General features: G+C 56.0%; 17 protein-coding genes. 11 read left to right on the top strand and 6 right to left on the bottom strand.

Annotated elements, in window-relative coordinates:
• Nucleotides 1–64: 64 nt before the first annotated feature.
• The 3 genes from CFI10_RS07735 (at nucleotide 65) to CFI10_RS07725 (ending at nucleotide 4,384) form a co-directional block, all read left to right on the top strand.
• Nucleotides 65–1,102, top strand: a complete 1,038-nt coding sequence (locus CFI10_RS07735) for an IS110 family RNA-guided transposase (protein WP_206836051.1) — start codon at nucleotides 65–67, stop codon at nucleotides 1,100–1,102.
• 401 nt (nucleotides 1,103–1,503) lie between these two features.
• A complete protein-coding gene (locus tag CFI10_RS07730; RefSeq protein ID WP_206841098.1) occupies nucleotides 1,504–2,886 on the top strand; it encodes a GGDEF domain-containing protein in 1,383 nt (460 codons plus the stop codon).
• Nucleotides 2,870–4,384 carry an ABC transporter substrate-binding protein gene (locus CFI10_RS07725; RefSeq protein ID WP_206841097.1) on the top strand — a complete coding sequence of 505 codons (1,515 nt, stop codon included), beginning with the start codon at nucleotides 2,870–2,872 and terminating at the stop codon, nucleotides 4,382–4,384. Before CFI10_RS07730 ends, CFI10_RS07725 begins: the two co-directional genes overlap by 17 nt.
• Here CFI10_RS07725 and CFI10_RS07720 read toward each other — a convergent pair.
• The 3 genes from CFI10_RS07720 to trmA all read right to left on the bottom strand — a co-directional run bounded on the left by CFI10_RS07720 (nucleotide 4,372) and on the right by trmA (nucleotide 7,290).
• Nucleotides 4,372–5,613 (bottom strand): OmpP1/FadL family transporter, encoded by a 1,242-nt coding sequence (locus CFI10_RS07720; protein WP_206841095.1) that lies wholly within the window; start codon nucleotides 5,611–5,613, stop codon nucleotides 4,372–4,374. The genes CFI10_RS07725 and CFI10_RS07720 overlap by 13 nt on opposite strands.
• A gap of 122 nt (nucleotides 5,614–5,735) precedes the next feature.
• Nucleotides 5,736–6,200: a DMT family transporter gene (locus tag CFI10_RS07715; protein ID WP_206841093.1), complete on the bottom strand. Its 465-nt coding sequence runs from the start codon at nucleotides 6,198–6,200 to the stop codon at nucleotides 5,736–5,738.
• Between the two features lie 4 nt (nucleotides 6,201–6,204).
• Nucleotides 6,205–7,290, bottom strand: coding sequence for a tRNA (uridine(54)-C5)-methyltransferase TrmA (trmA, locus tag CFI10_RS07710; RefSeq protein WP_091827599.1), 1,086 nt, complete (start codon nucleotides 7,288–7,290; stop codon nucleotides 6,205–6,207).
• Nucleotides 7,291–7,422: 132 nt separating this feature from the next.
• Between trmA and metG the strand changes: the two genes are divergently transcribed.
• Nucleotides 7,423–9,465 (top strand): methionine--tRNA ligase, encoded by a 2,043-nt coding sequence (gene metG, locus CFI10_RS07705; protein ID WP_206841090.1) that lies wholly within the window; start codon nucleotides 7,423–7,425, stop codon nucleotides 9,463–9,465.
• Between the two features lie 188 nt (nucleotides 9,466–9,653).
• Here metG and CFI10_RS07700 read toward each other — a convergent pair whose 3' ends face one another.
• Nucleotides 9,654–9,971, bottom strand: a complete 318-nt coding sequence (locus tag CFI10_RS07700; protein WP_206841088.1) for a DUF6482 family protein — start codon at nucleotides 9,969–9,971, stop codon at nucleotides 9,654–9,656.
• Nucleotides 9,972–10,077: 106 nt separating this feature from the next.
• On the opposite strand from CFI10_RS07700, the gene CFI10_RS07695 reads away from it, so the two are divergent.
• Nucleotides 10,078–11,034 carry a ketopantoate reductase family protein gene (locus tag CFI10_RS07695; protein ID WP_206841086.1) on the top strand — a complete coding sequence of 319 codons (957 nt, stop codon included), beginning with the start codon at nucleotides 10,078–10,080 and terminating at the stop codon, nucleotides 11,032–11,034.
• A 36-nt stretch (nucleotides 11,035–11,070) separates the two neighbouring features.
• Entirely contained in the window at nucleotides 11,071–11,412 is a 342-nt protein-coding gene (locus CFI10_RS07690; protein WP_206841084.1) for a HopJ type III effector protein, read from the top strand.
• On the opposite strand, the gene dinB is transcribed toward CFI10_RS07690, so the two are convergent.
• Nucleotides 11,413–12,492, bottom strand: coding sequence for a DNA polymerase IV (dinB, locus tag CFI10_RS07685; RefSeq protein ID WP_206841083.1), 1,080 nt, complete (start codon nucleotides 12,490–12,492; stop codon nucleotides 11,413–11,415).
• Between the two features lie 91 nt (nucleotides 12,493–12,583).
• On the opposite strand from dinB, the gene olsF reads away from it, so the two are divergent.
• Together olsF and CFI10_RS07675 are read left to right on the top strand one after the other, a co-directional pair.
• Nucleotides 12,584–14,314 carry a bifunctional ornithine lipid synthase OlsF gene (gene olsF, locus CFI10_RS07680; RefSeq protein ID WP_206841081.1) on the top strand — a complete coding sequence of 577 codons (1,731 nt, stop codon included), beginning with the start codon at nucleotides 12,584–12,586 and terminating at the stop codon, nucleotides 14,312–14,314.
• 59 nt (nucleotides 14,315–14,373) lie between these two features.
• Entirely contained in the window at nucleotides 14,374–14,850 is a 477-nt protein-coding gene (locus CFI10_RS07675; RefSeq protein WP_091827592.1) for a J domain-containing protein, read from the top strand.
• On the opposite strand, the gene CFI10_RS07670 is transcribed toward CFI10_RS07675, so the two are convergent.
• A complete protein-coding gene (locus tag CFI10_RS07670) occupies nucleotides 14,851–15,846 on the bottom strand; it encodes a hypothetical protein (RefSeq protein WP_206841079.1) in 996 nt (331 codons plus the stop codon). It abuts the gene before it with no gap.
• A 146-nt stretch (nucleotides 15,847–15,992) separates the two neighbouring features.
• Between CFI10_RS07670 and CFI10_RS07665 the strand changes: the two genes are divergently transcribed.
• From CFI10_RS07665 to CFI10_RS07655, 3 genes are all read left to right on the top strand, one after another.
• Nucleotides 15,993–16,199 (top strand): dodecin, encoded by a 207-nt coding sequence (locus tag CFI10_RS07665; protein ID WP_091827590.1) that lies wholly within the window; start codon nucleotides 15,993–15,995, stop codon nucleotides 16,197–16,199.
• Nucleotides 16,200–16,354: 155 nt separating this feature from the next.
• Nucleotides 16,355–17,770: a HAMP domain-containing sensor histidine kinase gene (locus tag CFI10_RS07660; RefSeq protein WP_206841077.1), complete on the top strand. Its 1,416-nt coding sequence runs from the start codon at nucleotides 16,355–16,357 to the stop codon at nucleotides 17,768–17,770.
• Between the two features lie 3 nt (nucleotides 17,771–17,773).
• Nucleotides 17,774–18,274 (top strand): hypothetical protein, encoded by a 501-nt coding sequence (locus CFI10_RS07655; protein WP_091827588.1) that lies wholly within the window; start codon nucleotides 17,774–17,776, stop codon nucleotides 18,272–18,274.
• Nucleotides 18,275–18,277 lie beyond the last annotated feature (3 nt).

Genomic DNA, 18,277 nt, shown 5'->3' with positions numbered 1-18,277 from the left:
CGGCATCTACGTGCCAAAATGGTGAGTGAACCGTCAACCATCGTAAAGATGAGGAGAAGTCCAGATGAATATTATCCGCGTCGGTGTTGATATTGCCAAGTCAGTGTTTCACGTTCACGGCGTAGACCGTTATGGCCAAACGCGATGGCAAGGCAAGTATTCTCGCAATAAGTGGCTTGACGCTGTGAGCCGGAAAGTACCCGTCGGCGCCGAGATTGGCATGGAAGCTTGCGCCTCATCTCATCACTGGGCGCGTGAGCTACAAAGCCGAGGCTATCATGTCAGGTTGATCGCGGCTCAGTTTGTCAAGCCCTACGTCAAGAGTAACAAGAACGATCGGGTTGACGCGGAAGCGATCTGTGAAGCCATGAGTCGTCCTAACATGCGGTTTGTTGCCCCCAAGACGGTTGCTCAACAAGACATTCAGGCCGCTCACCGTATTCGGGAAGAGCTTGTAGGGCAGCGGACGGCTAAAGCTAACCAGATACGAGGACTGGTTGGCGAGTATGGGATTATTGCGCCAGTGGGCATCCAACAGCTTCGCCGCGCCTTACCAGGATGGCTGGAAGATGCTGAAAACGGACTTAGCGATAGTTTCCGCATTCTGCTGAATGGGCTGGCGGAAGATCTCCGCCACCTTGATGACCGCATTCAAGCGCTTGATGATCGGATCAGTGACAGTGTTAAGCAGGATCCTGTGGCGAAGCGCTTGATGACGTTGCGAGGCGTGGGGCCGCTTACAGCCAGTGCCTTGTCAGGTGCTCTGGGCGACGGGAAGGCCTTCCGCAAAGGGCGCGACTTTGCCGCCTCTCTGGGGTTGACGCCTCGGCAGCACAGCACTGGGGGACGTGATCGTTTACTGGGAATCAGTAAGCGTGGCGACAGTTACCTGCGCAAGCTGCTCGTTCACGGGGCACGGGCTGTGCTACGTCATGTTGAGGGCAAAGACGATGGATTAAGTCATTGGCTGAAAGCCCTGGTCGCTCGGAAGCATGCCAATGTGGCAACGGTAGCCTTGGCCAATAAGACGGCCCGCATTGCCTGGGCGCTGGTACATAACGATACGGGCTATGACGAGAGCCTGGCTGCGGCCAACCGGTGACAGAGCGTTCGGCCGATAGTGCGCTAGCAAGTTAAACAGAGTTTCTACAGAGGTATTCACCACCACGATTGCATGGCATTTTGATTGATGGCGAACAGGTCGAACCGGCACTGGGAAACCCCTTTAACGGCTAGAGCCTTGAGCTCGTGTAAGCGATTGGGAACCAGTGTGCGAATAGCCCATCAGGGTTCGATGCCTACACAACGGCATCATTAAAGAGACCGGATACACGTAGGCAGTCGTACCTTAGTCGCGATCTGACAAAGTGCTTGCAAAAGAGGAGGAGTCCATACACGTCGTTATCAGCTACACCTGTATCCAAACAACAAAAAGCGTATCTAAATGAATACACAAGATAGCGATTGTCTGCCAAAGCTCTCCGGCCAGCTGCCGGCAGCAAAATGATCCACCGGCGGGTCGGTCTTGGTCTGACCACCAAGACGCTGGGCATGACCCTGCTGATCCTCGCCCTGATTATCGGTGTTACGGCCATCATGAGCCGTGCCTTCGAGCGCTTGCACGATCAGGTAGACACGCTCACCAGTACCGAAATGGAAAACCTGATGACCTCAGTGCGACTGGTGCAACAGGCCGAGTCGCTGAACAGCCTTGGCTTTGGCCTGTCTGTTGCCAACAACCACACCGAGCGACGTCAGGCACTGATAAATCTGACCGATCGAACCCTCTGGGTAAACCAGCTGACCGACCGCCTTGCCCAGCAGGGTGGCAACCCTGATCTGATCAATCAGGTCCGCGAGACACAAGCACAGCTGCAGAGCAACATTGCCGAACTGAATGAGCTGGTCAGCCAGCGCATCGATACCGGGCGCCAAACGGGGCTTGAGCGCCAAATCAGAGCCCTGTCACACAACAACCGTGAACTGGCCGGGCAACTGGCTATACTGATGGGCTACTTTTCCGCCACCATGCGCCAACAGATGGTGATGCAAAGCGAGCAGCTTGCCGCCGAGATCAATGTCCAGCAACGCAATCTGATCGCACTTGCCCTGTTGCTGCTGGTCTTTGCCTTGTTGGCCGGGGTTTATTTCGAGGTCGTGGTGGTGAGGCGCATCCTGCAGATGCAGCGCAATGTGAGCGCCCCGGTTGTTGATGTTGATGCCTTTGATACTCATGGTGGCGATGAAATTTCCAGTCTGGCCAAAACCGTGCGCAGTTACGTCCAGCGCATACAGTATCAGGAAGCTCGCATGCGCGAAGCACATCAGGAGCTGACCTTTCTGGCTGAGCACGATGTCTTGACCGGTCTTGCTAACCGTCGTCATTTTCAGGCGGCCGCCCGACGTCTGCTGCGTCAGAGCTACCAACCATTATGTGTGGCTATTGGTGATATTGATCACTTCAAGAAGGTCAATGACCGGTTCGGTCATGCCACCGGGGATCAGGTCTTGATTGAAGTATCCCGGCAATTATCCGAAGGGCTGAGGGAAAGCGATATTCTGGCTCGATTCGGCGGTGAGGAGTTTGCCATTATTCTGACGACAGGCTCCCTGGAAGCTGGTTATCAGGTACTCGACAAGCTGCGAAGCCTGATTGCTGAGAAGCCGTTTTTATCCAGTCAGAAGCACGAAATTCACCTGAGCATGAGTTTTGGAGTTGCCCTGGTTGATGCAACAGTTCTTCAGAGCGAGACAGATGACCAACTGACCGAAAGCCTGCTGGATGCGGCACTGCACGCGGCTGACAAGGCTCTCTATGATGCCAAGCGACAGGGCCGGAATAAGGTCGCCTTAGCTCCAAAGACCGTTTATGCGCAGGCTATCTGATCTGTTTCATTTCGCCTGTTTCAGCGTCATTGGCAGGTTGATGCTGCCATTTCTGCTGCTGTGCAGCCTGCCTCTGCAGGCCAGTGAGCATATTCGGCTTGGTATTCAGCTGGAACCGCCCACTCTCGACCCTACCGTTACTGCCGCCGCCTCGGCTGGCGAGATCACCTGGTGCAATCTGTTCGAGGGCCTCACGCTGGTCGATGGTGAAGGTCTTTTGAGGCCGCGACTGGCACGTAAATGGCACCTGTCCGAAGATGGACTGACCTATACCTTCGAGCTGCACAAGGGCGTGACTTTTCACGACGGCAGCCGCTTCAATGCCCATGTGGCCGCCTTTTCCCTCAATCGACTGCTGGATAAAAACAGCGGCAACCCTCAGCAACAATGGTTTGAGCAAGTCGATAGTGTCACCGCTCAGAGTGACGAGCACCTCATCATCACGCTCAAACGGCCCGACGCCATGCTGCCCTTCGCCCTGTCACTGCCTGCAGCCGTCATGGTTCACCCGAACACCGTTGCAAACAACAGCGAACACCCAGTCGGCACCGGTCCCTTCCGCTTCGACCGCTGGAAGAAAGGGCACTCCGTCACCCTGAAACGCAACATTGATTACTGGGGCAAGCCACCTTACCTGCACCAGGCACAGTTTCTGTTCATGCAGACCACAGTAGGCACCGAGAACATTCTGGCCGAAGGGCTGGTCGATGGACTGCTGAGCGTTACCCGAGTTGGCAACCGTTTCATGATTCGACCCGATTACCGCATGAGCGCACGCAAACTGCAGAGCAAGATGATTCTGGCGATCAACAATGCGCGCCCGCCATTCAACGATTTGCGCGTGCGCCGTGCTCTGTCACACGCCATTGACCGCAACCGCGTCAGCAAACTGTACGGTGCTCAATTCGTGCCGGAACTTATTGGTACACATTTCCCGCCTTCACACCCTGCCTATGTGGATCTGGTAGACCGCTACCCCTTCGACCGGTTACTGGCCCGTCAGCTACTGAGTGCGGCCGAAGTACCTGAAGGCCAGACACTCACACTGACAATTCCCCCGACCGATTATGGCCGTTACGGTGGCTTGATGATTGCGGATGATCTGGAAGCGGTCGGGTTCAGAGTCAAGCTGGAGCAGGTAGACTGGAGCACATGGATGGAGAGGGTATTCCGGCAGAAGGATTACGAACTGACGCTTATCATGCATGTCGAGCCCATGGATCTGAACATCTATGCTCGTGACGACTACTACTTCAATTATGACAACGCCGCGTTCAAAGCGATTTGGGAGCGGGTACTGAATGCACGTACTGAAGATGAACTACACCGACTGCTTGGTGAGGCCCAGCGCCGCATCACTGAAGATGCAGTGAATGTGTATCTGTTCATGCGCCCGGAACAGAACCTGATGCACCGGGACCTGGAAGGGATGTGGGAAAAGAGCCCCATCCCCTCCTTCGTGCTGGAAGATATCCGCTGGAAAGATCAGAAGCGGTAGGACCAGGCCAACCCCAGAATATCCTGACTCATGCTCAGGTCCGCCTCACCGCCACCAAATGCGGCAAGAGAACCGTTACCTTCGACAGACTCTTCAAGTGCTCGTGTATAAGCGAATGTCAGTTCCTGCACTGGAGACGGCCGCCAGCTGGCACCCAGACTGACATGTTCCTGCACCACACCTGGTGCCAGAATATTGAAAAAGGTCTCACTGCTCGGCACCGGCTGGTCCGCGTAGCTGTAACCGGCCCTAAACGTCAGGCGGCTTGACCAGTCATAGCTGACACCCAGCTTGTAGACATTGATATCCTGCCAGCCAAAACCCGAGCCGTTATCCTGCCCCAACTGTGTAATCGGAATCAGCGGGTTGCCCACTGAGGCCACGTCACTGTAGTTGATGCGCTGCCAATCACCCGCCAGGGTCCACTGCGGATTCATCTGCCAGGCAAAGCCGAGACCATAGGTTTCCGGTACATCAAAGCCACCCTGTTCAGCAAACAGACCACGGTAATCGCTGAAGCTGTCGGTCTTGATTTTGGATGACCAGCTGGCAGCCAGTGTCAGAGTATCGGTCACCTGCCCCTGCCAGCCGAGCTTAAGACCGAAACCGTCTGAGCTGTCGTGGCCATTGTCACTCAAGGCGGCAGGATTTGAAGACATGCTTTCGAAGGCTGGACCATTGACGCCTCGGGCTTCAAACATCTGATACACATAGGTCAGGCCGACACCCACACTGTGGCGCTCGGTCAGTCGATAGCCCACGGATGAGGTGACAAACAGCTGGGAAAGATCCACCCCTGCATCGCCAGTTGCGCCAGCGCCTGCATAGGGGTTGTTGGCATAGGAGGTATTCATGCCACCATTGGCATACATGGCCACACCGTAGGCCAGGCGCTCCGAGTGCTGGCGACTGAAGCCCAGCTCAGGTATCCAGAAGCTTTTGTCACCGTTGCCGTCATACTGACCATTGAATGCCGGGTTGCCGCTGATACGCGCATCGCGTTCCGGCTTGAACCAGGTGACACCCAGATCAAACTGATCTCCCAATACCGTAAGCGCAGCCGGATTGCTTGCGGCCGAAATGCTGTCGTGCGCCATCGCATAGCTGACACCGGCCATCCCCTGGGCCTTGATGCTGTTACCGTGGGTGAAGTAACCGTTGGTTGCTTCAGCAGTCAGCGGCAGGGTTGCCAGCGCAATGGCCGCGGCAAGGGGATGCAGTTTGTTCACGACGCTCTCCGTTAAAACAGTACCTAATTAAGAACGTCATCATATTATTAAAAGTTATATAAGAAAAATAACTTTGATGCTTAAGATATATGCAAGGTGGTTATAAGCGAACGCCTGCCCGTTCAATAGAACCGAATCAGCACCACGCCCACCAGCAGAAACGCCACGCCCAGCACCCGCCCCAACGTGATATCGAACTGGGGAAAGGTCGCCCAGCCGAGATGATCGAGAATCACCGAGGTAATCAGCTGACCGGCTACAAACAGGGCGATCATGGTGGCAGCACCGATACGCGGCGCCAGAAAGACACCGGTAGAGACAAACAGCGCCCCCATGAAACCGCCTGTCCAAGCCCACCAGGGCGCCTGCCTGAGATCACTCAGCAACGGCCATTCAAACCGCATCCCTACGACGATCACAAACAGCGCCAGTGTACCAATCAGAAACGAGATAAAGGACGCCCATATCGCTCCTTGGCTGTGCAGCGCCAACGTGCTGTTCACACCGGCCTGCAGGGGCATCATCATGCCGGCCACAAACGCCAGCGAAAGCCAGAAAAACAGCATGGAGCCTCCTTTCTTCATCATTCACTCAACGGCGGGTCAGATAGACACCGCACTCCAGATGGTCCGTGTAGGGAAACTGGTCGAAGATCGCAAACCGCTCCAGTTTGTGGGTTTTGCTGATCTGTTGCAGATTTTCGTGCAGCGTCTCGGGGTTGCAGGAGATATACAGGATATGCGGATATTCGCAGATCTGCTCCACCGTATGCTCATCCAGACCGGCACGCGGCGGGTCCACCAGGACGGTGGTAAAGTCACACTCGTCCAGCGCCAGCCCTTGCACCTTACGACTGGTTTTCTCGCCCTTGAGGATCAGTGACAGATCTTCCGAGGGCATGCGCAGTACGTCAATATTATCGATACCGTTTTCCTGAATGTTCCACTCGGCGGAACGCACCGATACCTTGGAGATCTCGGTGGCCACCACGCGGCGGAAATTCTGCGCCAGTGGCAGGGTAAAGTTTCCGTTACCGCAATAGAATTCCACCAGATCACCGCCAGCGTGGGCACTGGCATCAATCGCCCACTCGATCATCTTTTCGCAGACATGGCCGTTGGGCTGGGTAAAGCCGTTTTCGGTCTGCTGATAACGGTAGGCGCGGCCGTTGATGTTCAGGGTTTCGACCACGAAGTCGTTATCCAGCACGATCTTCTGCTTGCGTGAACGTCCGATAATGCCGATGTTGAACTGTTCACGCAGCGGCTTGACCCGCTCGACCCACTCGTCATCCAGTTTGCGATGGTAGATAAGGCTGACCAGCAACTCACCGGACAGGGTGCTGAGAAAGTCGACCTGAAACATTTTGAAGCGCAGTACCGGGTCGAGGCGAATTACCTCGATCAGCTCGAACATCACGTCATGGATGCGTTCGGCTACCATCGGACAGCTGTCCAACCGTACCGGCGTGCGCTTGTCACCGTCGAACATGACGTAATAGAGGTCATCGCCCTCATGCCAGGTGCGGAACTCGGCGCGCAGGCGGTAATGCTCGGGTTCAGAGGTAAACACCTCGATCGCGGGCAGATCGAATTCGGCAAATTGTGCTTCGATACGGGCTTTCTTGGTCGCCAGCAAGGCGTCGTACTGATCAGGCTCCACGCGGGGAAGGGCCATCGGCTAACCTCTGTGTTCTGTTGCTCGGGACGGGCGGCGGATTTTAGCACAGCCACCCCCAGCCTTCATTCAGAGATCAATCCAGCGTAGAATGCAGGGCTTCATTTGTCTTCAACCGACTCAGAGCCAACGATGTCCGACAGCAAGCGCAAGATTCTCGTCACCAGTGCCCTGCCCTACGCCAACGGTCCCATCCATCTGGGCCATCTGGTGGAGTATATCCAGACTGATATCTGGGTTCGTTTCCAGAAGCAGCGTGGCCATCAGTGTACCTACGTCTGTGCCGATGACGCCCACGGTACGCCGATCATGCTCAAGGCCGACCAGCTGGGCAAGAGCCCGCAGGAACTGATCGACCAGGTCAGCGCCGAGCACCAGCGCGACTTCGCCGGCTTCATGGTCAACTTCGACAACTACTACTCTACCCACTCGGAAGAGAACCGCCACTTCTCCGCGCTGATCTACGAGCGCCTGCGCGATGCCGGTCATATCACCCGCCGCACCATCACCCAGGCCTATGACCCGGTGAAGAACATGTTCCTGCCGGACCGCTTCATCAAGGGCGACTGCCCGAAATGCGGCGCCAAGGACCAGTATGGCGACTCCTGCGAAGCCTGTGGCGCCACCTATCAGCCCACCGAGCTGAAAAACGCCTATTCCGCCGTGTCCGGTGCCACCCCAATCGAGAAAGAGTCCGAGCACTTCTTCTTCAAGCTGGGTGACTTTGAAGACTTCCTGCGCACCTGGGTCAACGAGCACGTTCAGAGCCAGATGATCCACAAGCTCAACGAGTGGTTCGAGTCTGGTCTGCAGGAGTGGGACATCTCCCGCGATGCGCCCTACTGGGGCTTCGAAATCCCCGACGCGCCGGGCAAGTACTTCTACGTCTGGATGGATGCACCGATCGGCTATATGGCCAGCTTCAAGAACTGGTGTGACAAGAACGGCGTCGACTTCGATGAATACTGGAAACAGGATTCCGATGCCGAGTTGTATCACTTCATCGGCAAGGATATCGCCTACTTCCACACCCTGTTCTGGCCGGCCGAGCTGAAAGGTGCGGGCTTCCGCACCCCAACGGGCGTGTTCTGCCACGGTTTCTTGACCGTCAATGGTCAGAAGATGTCCAAGTCCCGCGGCACCTTCATCATGGCCGAAACCTACCTGAAGCACCTGCGCCCGGAATACCTGCGCTACTACTTCGCGGCCAAGCTGGGCTCCGGCATTGATGATATCGACCTGAGCCTTGAAGACTTCCGTTACCGCGTCAATGCCGATCTGGTCAACAAGGTGGTCAACATCGCCAGCCGTTGCGCCGGCTTCATTCAGAAGAAGTTCGACGGCATGCTTGACTCCGAGCTGACCTACGCGTCGCTGTACCATGAAGCAGTTGCCGCCGGTCACGGCATTGCCGAGGCGTACGAAAAGCGTGAATACGCCCGCGCCATGCGTGAAATCATGCACATCGCCGACAAGGCCAACCAGTACATTGATAATGCAGAGCCCTGGGTACTGGCCAAACAGGAAGGCAAGGAAGCCGAGGTACAGGCCAGCTGCACGCTGGGCATCAACCTGTTCCGCGTGATCATCAGCTACCTGGCCCCGGTACTGCCGGAGGTGGCCAAGGAGGCCTGTGAGTTCCTCAACATCGACACTCTGGCCTGGGATGCGATCGAGAAACCGCTGCTGAGCCACAAAATCAACAAGTTCAAGCCGCTGATGCAGCGCGTGGATGAAGCTACCATCGAGAAGCTGATTGAAGATTCTCGCCAGAGCCTGGAAGCCCAACCACAGGTTCAGGCGGCACAACCAAAGGCTGAAGTGACGCAGAACATGGAACCGATCGCCGACACCATCGAGTTCCCCGACTTCGCCAAGATCGACCTGCGGGTGGCCAAAATCGCCAAGGCGGAACACGTTGAAGGCGCCGACAAGCTGCTGCGTCTGACCCTGGACCTGGGCGGCGAAACCCGCAACGTCTTCGCCGGCATCAAGTCCGCCTACAAGCCGGAAGATCTGGAAGGCAAACTGACCGTCATGGTCGCCAACCTGGCCCCGCGCAAGATGAAATTCGGCATGTCGGAAGGCATGGTGCTTGCGGCTGGACCAGGTGGTGAGGATCTGTGGATTCTGGAGCCGCACGAAGGAGCGCAGCCGGGGATGAGAATCAAGTGATGTCTTTACTTTCTTTACTTGTGTAAAGAAAGTAACAAAGAAAGCACACCCCTAAGAGCAGGCCTTCGGCTTCTCTGCGCGTCTCGCGTCAACAGGGATGTTTGGAAAACTCGCCACTGCGTGGCTCAGACAATCCAAACATTTTTCCCTGTTGCCGCTGCGATGCTCGACTGCTCACAAGGGGACTTTTAGGAGTAGTCGTCATCCGGATTCGCCAGTTTCACCTGCAGCGGATCCATCTTCCCACCCGGCATACCGATCATTTCGTTGTACGGGCTTTCATGCACCAGCACGGTGTCGGTAATCCCCAGCCCCTTGAACTGAAACTTGGCGTCCAGCTGGCTATTGAAGCGCATGATCGTGCCCTTGTCATCGCACACGTTTAGCAGCTCTTCACCCTGCTTCAGTTTGATCTGAACCAGGTACATGCTGCTTTCAAATGCGCGCACGACCAGCTGTTCGATCTGGCCGATCTGCTTTTTAACCTCTTCGAGTGAAATCTTCATTGATGCCCTCCTGTTGCATTACTGCATTTACGCAGGCCCGTTACAGACGGTTTAACTGTGTTCGTATTTAAGGTAAAACATCCCTCCTGCTTGATGGAGGTACAGGATGAAGTGTCTGATTATCGGGGCCGGCGGGATCGGCTGTTATTACGGCGCCAGGCTGCTTGAGGCTAAACATGAGGTGACCTTTGTTGCCCGTGGTGCCCACCTTAAGGCGATGCAGCAACAAGGATTAACGGTTGAGCATGAAGCCTTGAAGTTTCACGCACCCGTTGATGCTGTTTCAATGGAGCAGCTGCTGGCCGAACGTGACTGCGCCGACTATGACCTGATCATGCTGGTACTGAAGGCCGGTGCAACCGCCGACTGGCTTGAGCAAAGCGGTGACTGGCTGAGCGCTGCCGACACGCCTGTACTGTCACTGCAGAACGGCGTCGACAATGAGCCTCTGATCGCAGACCGGATCGGTGCTGAACGCACCCTTGGCGGGCTGGCGGTACGGATCGGTGGGCATATCATTGCCCCGGGACATATTGAAGCAAAAGGCCCTGCACAGGTGGTCATGGGCTGCTGGCCTGCCACCACCGACGATGACACGCGACTGAATATTCTGGCCGAAACCCTGAACGCCGCCGGCATCCCCACCCGCGTCACGGCCAATATCCGTTACGAATTGTGGAAGAAGCTGCTGATCAACAACGGCGTTAACCCGCTCAGCGCACTGACCGGGTTGGATACACGCAGCCTGACCGCCGACCCGGTTTTGGGCAAAACGGTCTACCGGATGATGCAGGAGGTCGCCATTGCGGCACGGGCCGATGAGGTTGAACTGACCGCTGCCGACGTAGACGAGATGTTTGAGTTGATCAGCAACTTTGACGCGATCAAGACCTCCATGCTGGTCGATCGCGAAAAGGGACGGCCGCTGGAACTGGACGAGATCAGCGGCGCCGTGATCCGCCGCTGCAAGGCGCTGGGCGAAGACGCCCCATGGACCGAGATGACCGAGTGTTTGCTGCGCCTTGAAATCCGCCCCTTGCAATGGCGACCGCAGCCCGCATAATGCCGCCTTTTGAATCGTCAACCTGAGGATACGCCGATGACACCTGAAGCCTTTGCCGCCCGTTTGGGCACCGATGACAGCATCGATTTTGAAGACACCATGGCGGTAATCAGCGAGCATTTCGACTACGCGCCCTGCGCCTTCAACAACGGCGAAATCTTCAACGAAGCGGGCCAGAACGAGGGCTCCTGCAAGATCTTCGGTTTTGGCAAACTGATGGAGCTGGATGAAGCTCAAACACTGGCCTGTTTTGGCCGCTTCTACCGCGATGTCCTTACCACCCCTGACGGCACTGATCACGGCAATATTCGCAATTTCATGCAATCCGGCTGGGCCGGCATTCAGTTTGAAGGCGAACCACTGCGCCGCAAAAGCTGATCAGGCATCAGAGTCAAACAGCGGAAGCTGTACCGCTTCCGCGTCGCCTTCAGCCGTATCAAGCCGATACCCCACCCCAACCAGCCGTACCGGCTTCTGGCCCCGCTGCCAGGCCTCTTCAATCAGGGCCATGAACAGCGCCTTGTCGGGACGACTGCTGCGGGTTTCGGCCGTAGTCTGGCTGAAGTCCTTAAACTTGAGTTTGACAACCGCGCCGATAATGCGCCGCTGCTCACGATGCTTTTCATAGCGCCGCTCAAGATCGGACAACAACTCATCCAGCTGGGCCTGACAGGCTGCCAGATCAGGCAGATCACGGCTGAAGGTATGCTCAGTACTGACTGACTTGCGCTCGCGGCTCAGGCGTACCTCCCGGTTGTCCTGCCCTCTTGCCAGCTGCCACAGGCGCTCACCAAAGCGTCCAAACAGCTCGGTCAGTTGCTGCTGTGACAGCTGTTGCAACTGGTCACAAGTCTCGACCCCTAGTCCCAATAGCTTCTCCTGCGTCCGCGGCCCCACACCCGGAATTTTCTTCACCGGCAGCTGCGCCACAAATTCGGCCTGTCGCATCGGATCGACCACACAGAGACCATCCGGCTTGTTCCAGTCACTGGCCACCTTGGCCAGAAACTTGTTCTGCGCCACACCGGCCGATACGGTAATACCAGTCTCTTCCCTCACCTGCTGACGAATGGCCTGCGCAATCCGCGTCGCACTGCCATCGAACAGTGGGCTGCCCGTCACATCCAGATAGGCTTCGTCGATGGAAACCGGCTCGATCGTATCGCTGTAACGACGATAGATATCAAAGATTCGCTCCGCTACCTCGCGGTAACGCGCCATGTTGCCGGACACCAGTTGCAATTGGGGGCAAAGCTGCAGCGCCCGGGCAGTCGACATGGCGGAATGCACACCAAAGCGCCGTGCGGGGTAGTTGCAGGTTGCAATTACTCCACGCCTCTCGGCCGCCCCTCCTACTGCAAGAGGAACCTCACACCACTCTGGATGATCCAGCATCTCAACTGCGGCAAAAAAACAGTCGCAATCCAGATGTATTATTTTGCGTGTATTGCCTGACATTCGCCCACCTGTCATCCAGCATTCATCTGACTGTCACTTCAGTGTCAGATCACCGCCATAGTGTACAGGCAGTGAACTGAGGTGACCCAACATGCAGATCGATGTCGAACAGGTACTGGTCAACAAGTACCCCGCTTTTGCAGAAAAACCGGCTCCCGTACGCCGCTCCACCCTGTTCTGCCTGCGCCGCCTGGTGCGTGAACAGGAGATCAACCACTTCCTCGAAACCCATCGCGGCGTGCGTGGCTTCGAGTTTGTGGATCAAGTTCTGGACTACTTTAATTTCAGTTACGCCATCAGCCACAAGGAGCGAATGAACATCCCTTCTTCAGGCCGCGTCGTGATTGTAGCCAACCATCCACTGGGGGCACTCGACGGTCTGGCGCTGCTGAAATTGGTAGGAGAGGTACGCCGTGATGTGCGCATCATCGCCAACGATGTACTGATGCACTTCGATGCACTGCACAACCTGTTCCTGCCAGTCGATAATCTGGGTGGCAACACCCGCAAAGACAACATCAACCGTATTGTGGAAGCGCTGCAGAATGATGAGGCCATTATCGTCTTTCCTGCCGGCGAAGTATCCCGTGCGGGTCTGACCGGTATCAAGGATGGGCGCTGGAACAGTGGCTTCCTGCACTTTGCTCGCCGTGCCAATGCCCCTATTCTGCCTGTCTATCTGGGCGGCAAGAATTCGACGTTGTTCTACAGCCTGTCATACATCAATCGTTCCATGTCGACCCTGTTGCTGGCGCGTGAAATGTTCAACAAGCACTCGGTGACACTGCCTGTGCGGGTGGGCGAGCCGATCGCCTTCAGTCAGCTGGATGCACTGCCGGTATCAAACCGGGACAAGGCCAAACTGCTTAAAAAACACCTGTATCGCATCGCCCGCAACAAGCCACCACTGTTCCTGACCGAAAAGACCATCGCCCACCCGCAGAACCGACAGGCACTCAAACTGGAGTTGAAACAGGCTGAACTGCTGGGCGAAACCGCGGATGGCAAGAAGATCTACCTGTTCGACTACCATCCCGACTCGGTGGTCATGCAGGAGATCGGGCGTCTGCGTGAAATTGCCTTTCGCACCGTGGGTGAAGGGACCGGCGAAAAGCGCGATCTTGACCATTATGACCAGCATTATCGTCACCTGATCCTTTGGGACGAAGACGATCTGGAGATTGCCGGTGCCTACCGTATCGGCGAAGGCCACCAGCGCCACAACGAGTCCGGATACCCGCTATACAGCGAATCACTGTTCCACTACAGCGAACAGATGGAACCGATTTTTGCCGCCGGTATCGAGCTGGGACGCAGCTTCGTTCAGCCACGGTACTGGGGCAAGCGCTCACTGGACTATCTCTGGTACGGCATCGGTGCCTACCTGCGTCGTCACCCGAACGTTCGCTACCTGTTCGGCCCAGTCAGCCTGAGCCACAGCTATCCGAAACGGGCGCGTGACCTGCTGGTCTGGTTCTACCGTCACTACTTCCCTGATCATGCCTGGCTGGCACGCTCACGCAGCCCCTACCTGATCGACAAGGATACCGAAAATGCCATCGCGGACATTTTCTGTGGCAACGACTATCGTGAAGATTTCAGTCGTCTGCGCCAGCAGCTGGAATTCCTTGGCGTAACCGTGCCGACGCTCTATAAGCAGTATTCGGAACTCTGTGAGCCCGGCGGGGTCAGTTTTCTCGACTTCGGCATCGACCCCGACTTCAACTACTGTATCGATGGGCTGGTACTGGTGGATACCGAACAGGTCAAGCTGCGCAAACGCGAACGCTATATCGGCACAACTGACGCCACCAACCGCTGAGCGTAATTTTGACAGGGTTTTGTTAAAGTATCAGTCCACACCCTTTTCGGGAGAACTGGATGCATCCACTGGGACTGGTACTTTTTGCCCTGATCATACTGGGTAGCTGGTACTGGTGGCAGCGACAGCCTGACGACAAGCGAGGCAGCGCCACCCTCAAACTGATTCTGATTTTCGTCACCATCGGCTTGCTGGCGATGGCGATCACCGGACGCATGCACTGGCTCGGCGCCCTGATTGCACTGGTGCTGCCATTTCTGCAAAAACTGCTGCCACTGCTGCTACGCTTCCTGCCCTCACTGGCAGGTACTCTGAATCGCAAGCGCCAGCAGAAAAAACAGCAGCGGTCGAACCGCCCCAACAAACAGATGAGCCGTGACGAGGCACTGGAGATTCTTGGGCTCAAGCCGGACGCCAACCGCGATGATGTCATTCAGGCCCACCGTCGCCTGATCCAGAAACTGCACCCGGACCGGGACGGCAGTGCCTATCTGGCTGCGCGCATCAACGAGGCCCGCGACCGCCTGTTGGAATGACTAGTGCCACCAGTCAAGCTCATGATGCTCCATCATGGGCTTTCCTGAGGGCAGCAGTTCCAGCTCGCTACCATAGGCAGGATGGAAGTGAGTGAGCTTCAGCCGCCCTTCCAGATCGAGCTGAAATACCAGCTTCGAATCACTGCCTGCAGCCTCCTCTGAATCCAGCCACAGCTGCAGCCTTCCAGAGTCGGCCTGCTGCCAGCGGCCGCTGTACTCGATCACCGGCTGCTCATTCAGATAATCCTCAAGCAGCTGCGCCTTACCGTCTGGATCCAGTTGCAGGCTCAACCGGCGCGTCAGGAGTGTGTCTGCAGTTCGGTAGCGGGTAAACAGTCGCCACTGCTGCAAATCACCCAAACGCGCACAGCCATTGTAAAAAAGACCATCCACCTCGGCTGAAAGGGTCAAGGCATACCACCCTCCACGAGGCCCTTCGCAATCGCGTTTTTCGACCTCCATCAGCAGCTGATGGCTGCTGCGACCACCACCAGTGGCCATCGTCTGCTGCCAGCGCCGCACGGCCCCGAGTCGCTCACCTTCAGGGCGCTTGAATCCCAGCTGGCGCAAACTGTCACGGTAATGCACTCGAATCTGCCGTTCACGCAACTCGAAAACGGTATTGCCACGCATGGCAACAGCCCACAGCTTGATATCAGGCAGATCAACATCACAGGCTTTAAGCGACCCGCCGACCAGCAACGGCTGGGTCAGCTCTACACCCTTGATCGATACATGACCAAATGCCTCGATATATACGGGCCAGCCATCACCCAAGCTCTGACGCGCATACTCGCGTTCCAGTGGTTCACCCATCAAGGCAATCGGGTGACGCATTGTCAGGCCACAAGGCTCAAACCAGTACCCTTCAGCATTCTGAACCAGCATCCCTCGCAAGAAAGTACGAGGCTCGGCAGACTGATTGGCCACACCTGCACAGCCGGTCAGCAGCAGGCTAAACAGCAATAACATGGGTCGTCTGAGTATATCGCTCACGGCGTGCATCCTTGTTCTCAACAACGAAATCATCAACTTAAGAATAATACCTTCTAGCCAGGGGCGATATGATCTATCCCATAATCTGGCCCGCTATGGATTTTGGCCTACACTGACATCACTCTACTTCAGCAAGGAGATTCGTCATGTCGGATCATGTCTACAAGATTATCGAAATTGCAGGCTCTTCCGCCGAAAGTCACGATGATGCCATTCGCAATGCGGTTGCCAAAGCAGCCGAGACCATAGGTCACCTCAATTGGTATGAGGTAAAAGAGATGCGCGGGCATATCGCAGACGGCAAAATAGCCCACTACCAGGTTGTCATTCGGGTAGGATTCAGGCTCGAATAAATGACCTTCCATACACGGCTCACTCGGAGGCTGCCCACGCCTGCCGTGTCCGAGTGAGTCTGCCTTCGTTCACCCAAGGTTCATATCTGTCTGCTTTATAATGCACTCCGTTAATCTCTAACGTTGCCTATCTGCAACAAGCCTATCCTGGAAGGATGACCACTTTGCCCTGGCATACCCATTCTCTCAAGCAGCTGGTTCTGCTCGCCTTCTTTCTGGCAGCGGTACCATTGGCGGTGCTGGTATACCAGTCAGGCAATGCGCTGGTTACACAGTCAGCGCAGGCACGCCTGCTGGCGAGAGAAATGCTGGAAAGCAGCCAGCGTAATGAACAGCTACGCACTCTGACCGAAGATATCATCCGCGCTGCACGGCAGTACGATATCGTCAACCGTGCCGAGGTACGCCAGCGGCTGGAACAGAATCTGAATGATTATGCCGCCTTGCTGGATCTGGCTGACAGTTCTGCGGCTCCCACCCTGCCACGATCCGATCTGCACCAGTTGCTGACTGAGCTGCGAGGGCTGTCCACACTCGAACAACCACCCCGTTTTGCCAGTGGCCGCCTGGAGCAGCTGATGCATGAAACTCAGCAGCTGATCAGGGCGAGTGATGCCGGCTTCAATGACAGGCTTGAATTGCTGGAGCAGCGCGTACAACAGGAGCAGCTTCGTACCGGCTGGTTTGCCGTACTGCTTATTGCCACGTCCACGGCCCTGATTCTGTTTTTCAGCGGGCGAATCAACCGCCCGGTACAACAGCTGATTCGCCATATTCGCAACATCGGCGAGGGTGAACGCACACCGCAGGCTGATCTCAGCGGTCCTGAAGAACTGGCACAGGTTAACACCCAGCTGAACTGGCTGGCGCAACATCTCGAATCACTGGAGCAGGACAAGGTACGATTCCTGCAGCATGTGTCACATGAGCTCAAGACTCCCCTGACAACGCTGCGAGAAGGCGCAGATCTGTTGGCAGAAGAGCTGGCCGGGCCGCTTACTGCCGACCAGCACGAAATCATCCAACTGCTGCAACAGAACAGCCTGACGCTACAGGAACTCATCGAGCAACTGCTCGACTATAACCGTCTGCAGCAACCGGGACAGGTCCAGCTGGAGAATGTGGTGATACCACCGCTGGTGCAGCGTATAATGAGGCCTTTCAAGCTGCAAATCGAGCAAAAGCAGCTGCAGGTCAGTACCCGTTTCGAGTTCGAGAGCTGCCACACCGATGCCCAGATGTTACAGCGAGTTCTGTCCAATCTGATCTCAAATGCCGTGCATTATTCAGACCAACAGGGCACTTTATCGATTTCAGCCTGTCGCAATGGCAACGCACTCGAACTAAAAGTTGCCAATAGCGGCCCTCTGATACCGAACGAGGATGTTCCAATGCTGTTCGAGCCCTTCTATCAGGGCAAAAATCGTCGCCGCGGGCCCTTGAAAGGCTCAGGTATTGGGCTGAGCATTGCACAGCAGGCCAGCCGGGCGCTGGGAGCGAAGCTGGTGTTGAGTGAAAATGAAAATGCACGGGTAGCCTTCACCCTGACGCTGCCGCCTGAGGATGCCTGAACCATGTTATCGCGAGCCTTAGCTGCGCTGCTTCCACTTTTGTTGCTGACAGGTTGCCTGCCAACACTGCCATCCGACTCGGGCGTCGAGTCGACTTCAAACATGGCGCAGAAATGCCATATTGATAACGATCAGCTGCTTGGTTGGTTAAAATATGAACATCGTTATACTTCGTCTACACTTAACGACAAACAACAGCTACTGATCGACGCAGAAGCAAGACAGCCAAAAACTCTCTACCCTCTGTTACTGAGCACACCCGGACAATCTCCACAGCATGTAGCCCGGGCTCTGGAAATGCTCACAGCACTACAGCTGCAACCTGTCGAGGTTGACTGCGGTGCCGATCAGTTTCTGCAGCTGCGTTTGCGCCAACTGCAACAGCAGCTGAATACCCTGCAACAGCTTGAACAACTGGAGCTGGACAATCAGGAACTCAAGCGTCAGGTCGATGCCCTGACGGATTTGGAACGACAAATAACGCGACAGCGTGAGGAGCACTGACAG

The sequence above is a fragment of the Marinobacterium iners genome, assembly GCF_017310015.1.
Lineage (GTDB): Bacteria > Pseudomonadota > Gammaproteobacteria > Pseudomonadales > Balneatricaceae > Marinobacterium > Marinobacterium iners.
Note: the sequence above shows the minus strand (reverse complement) of the source record. Positions and strands in the feature narration are given on the sequence as shown.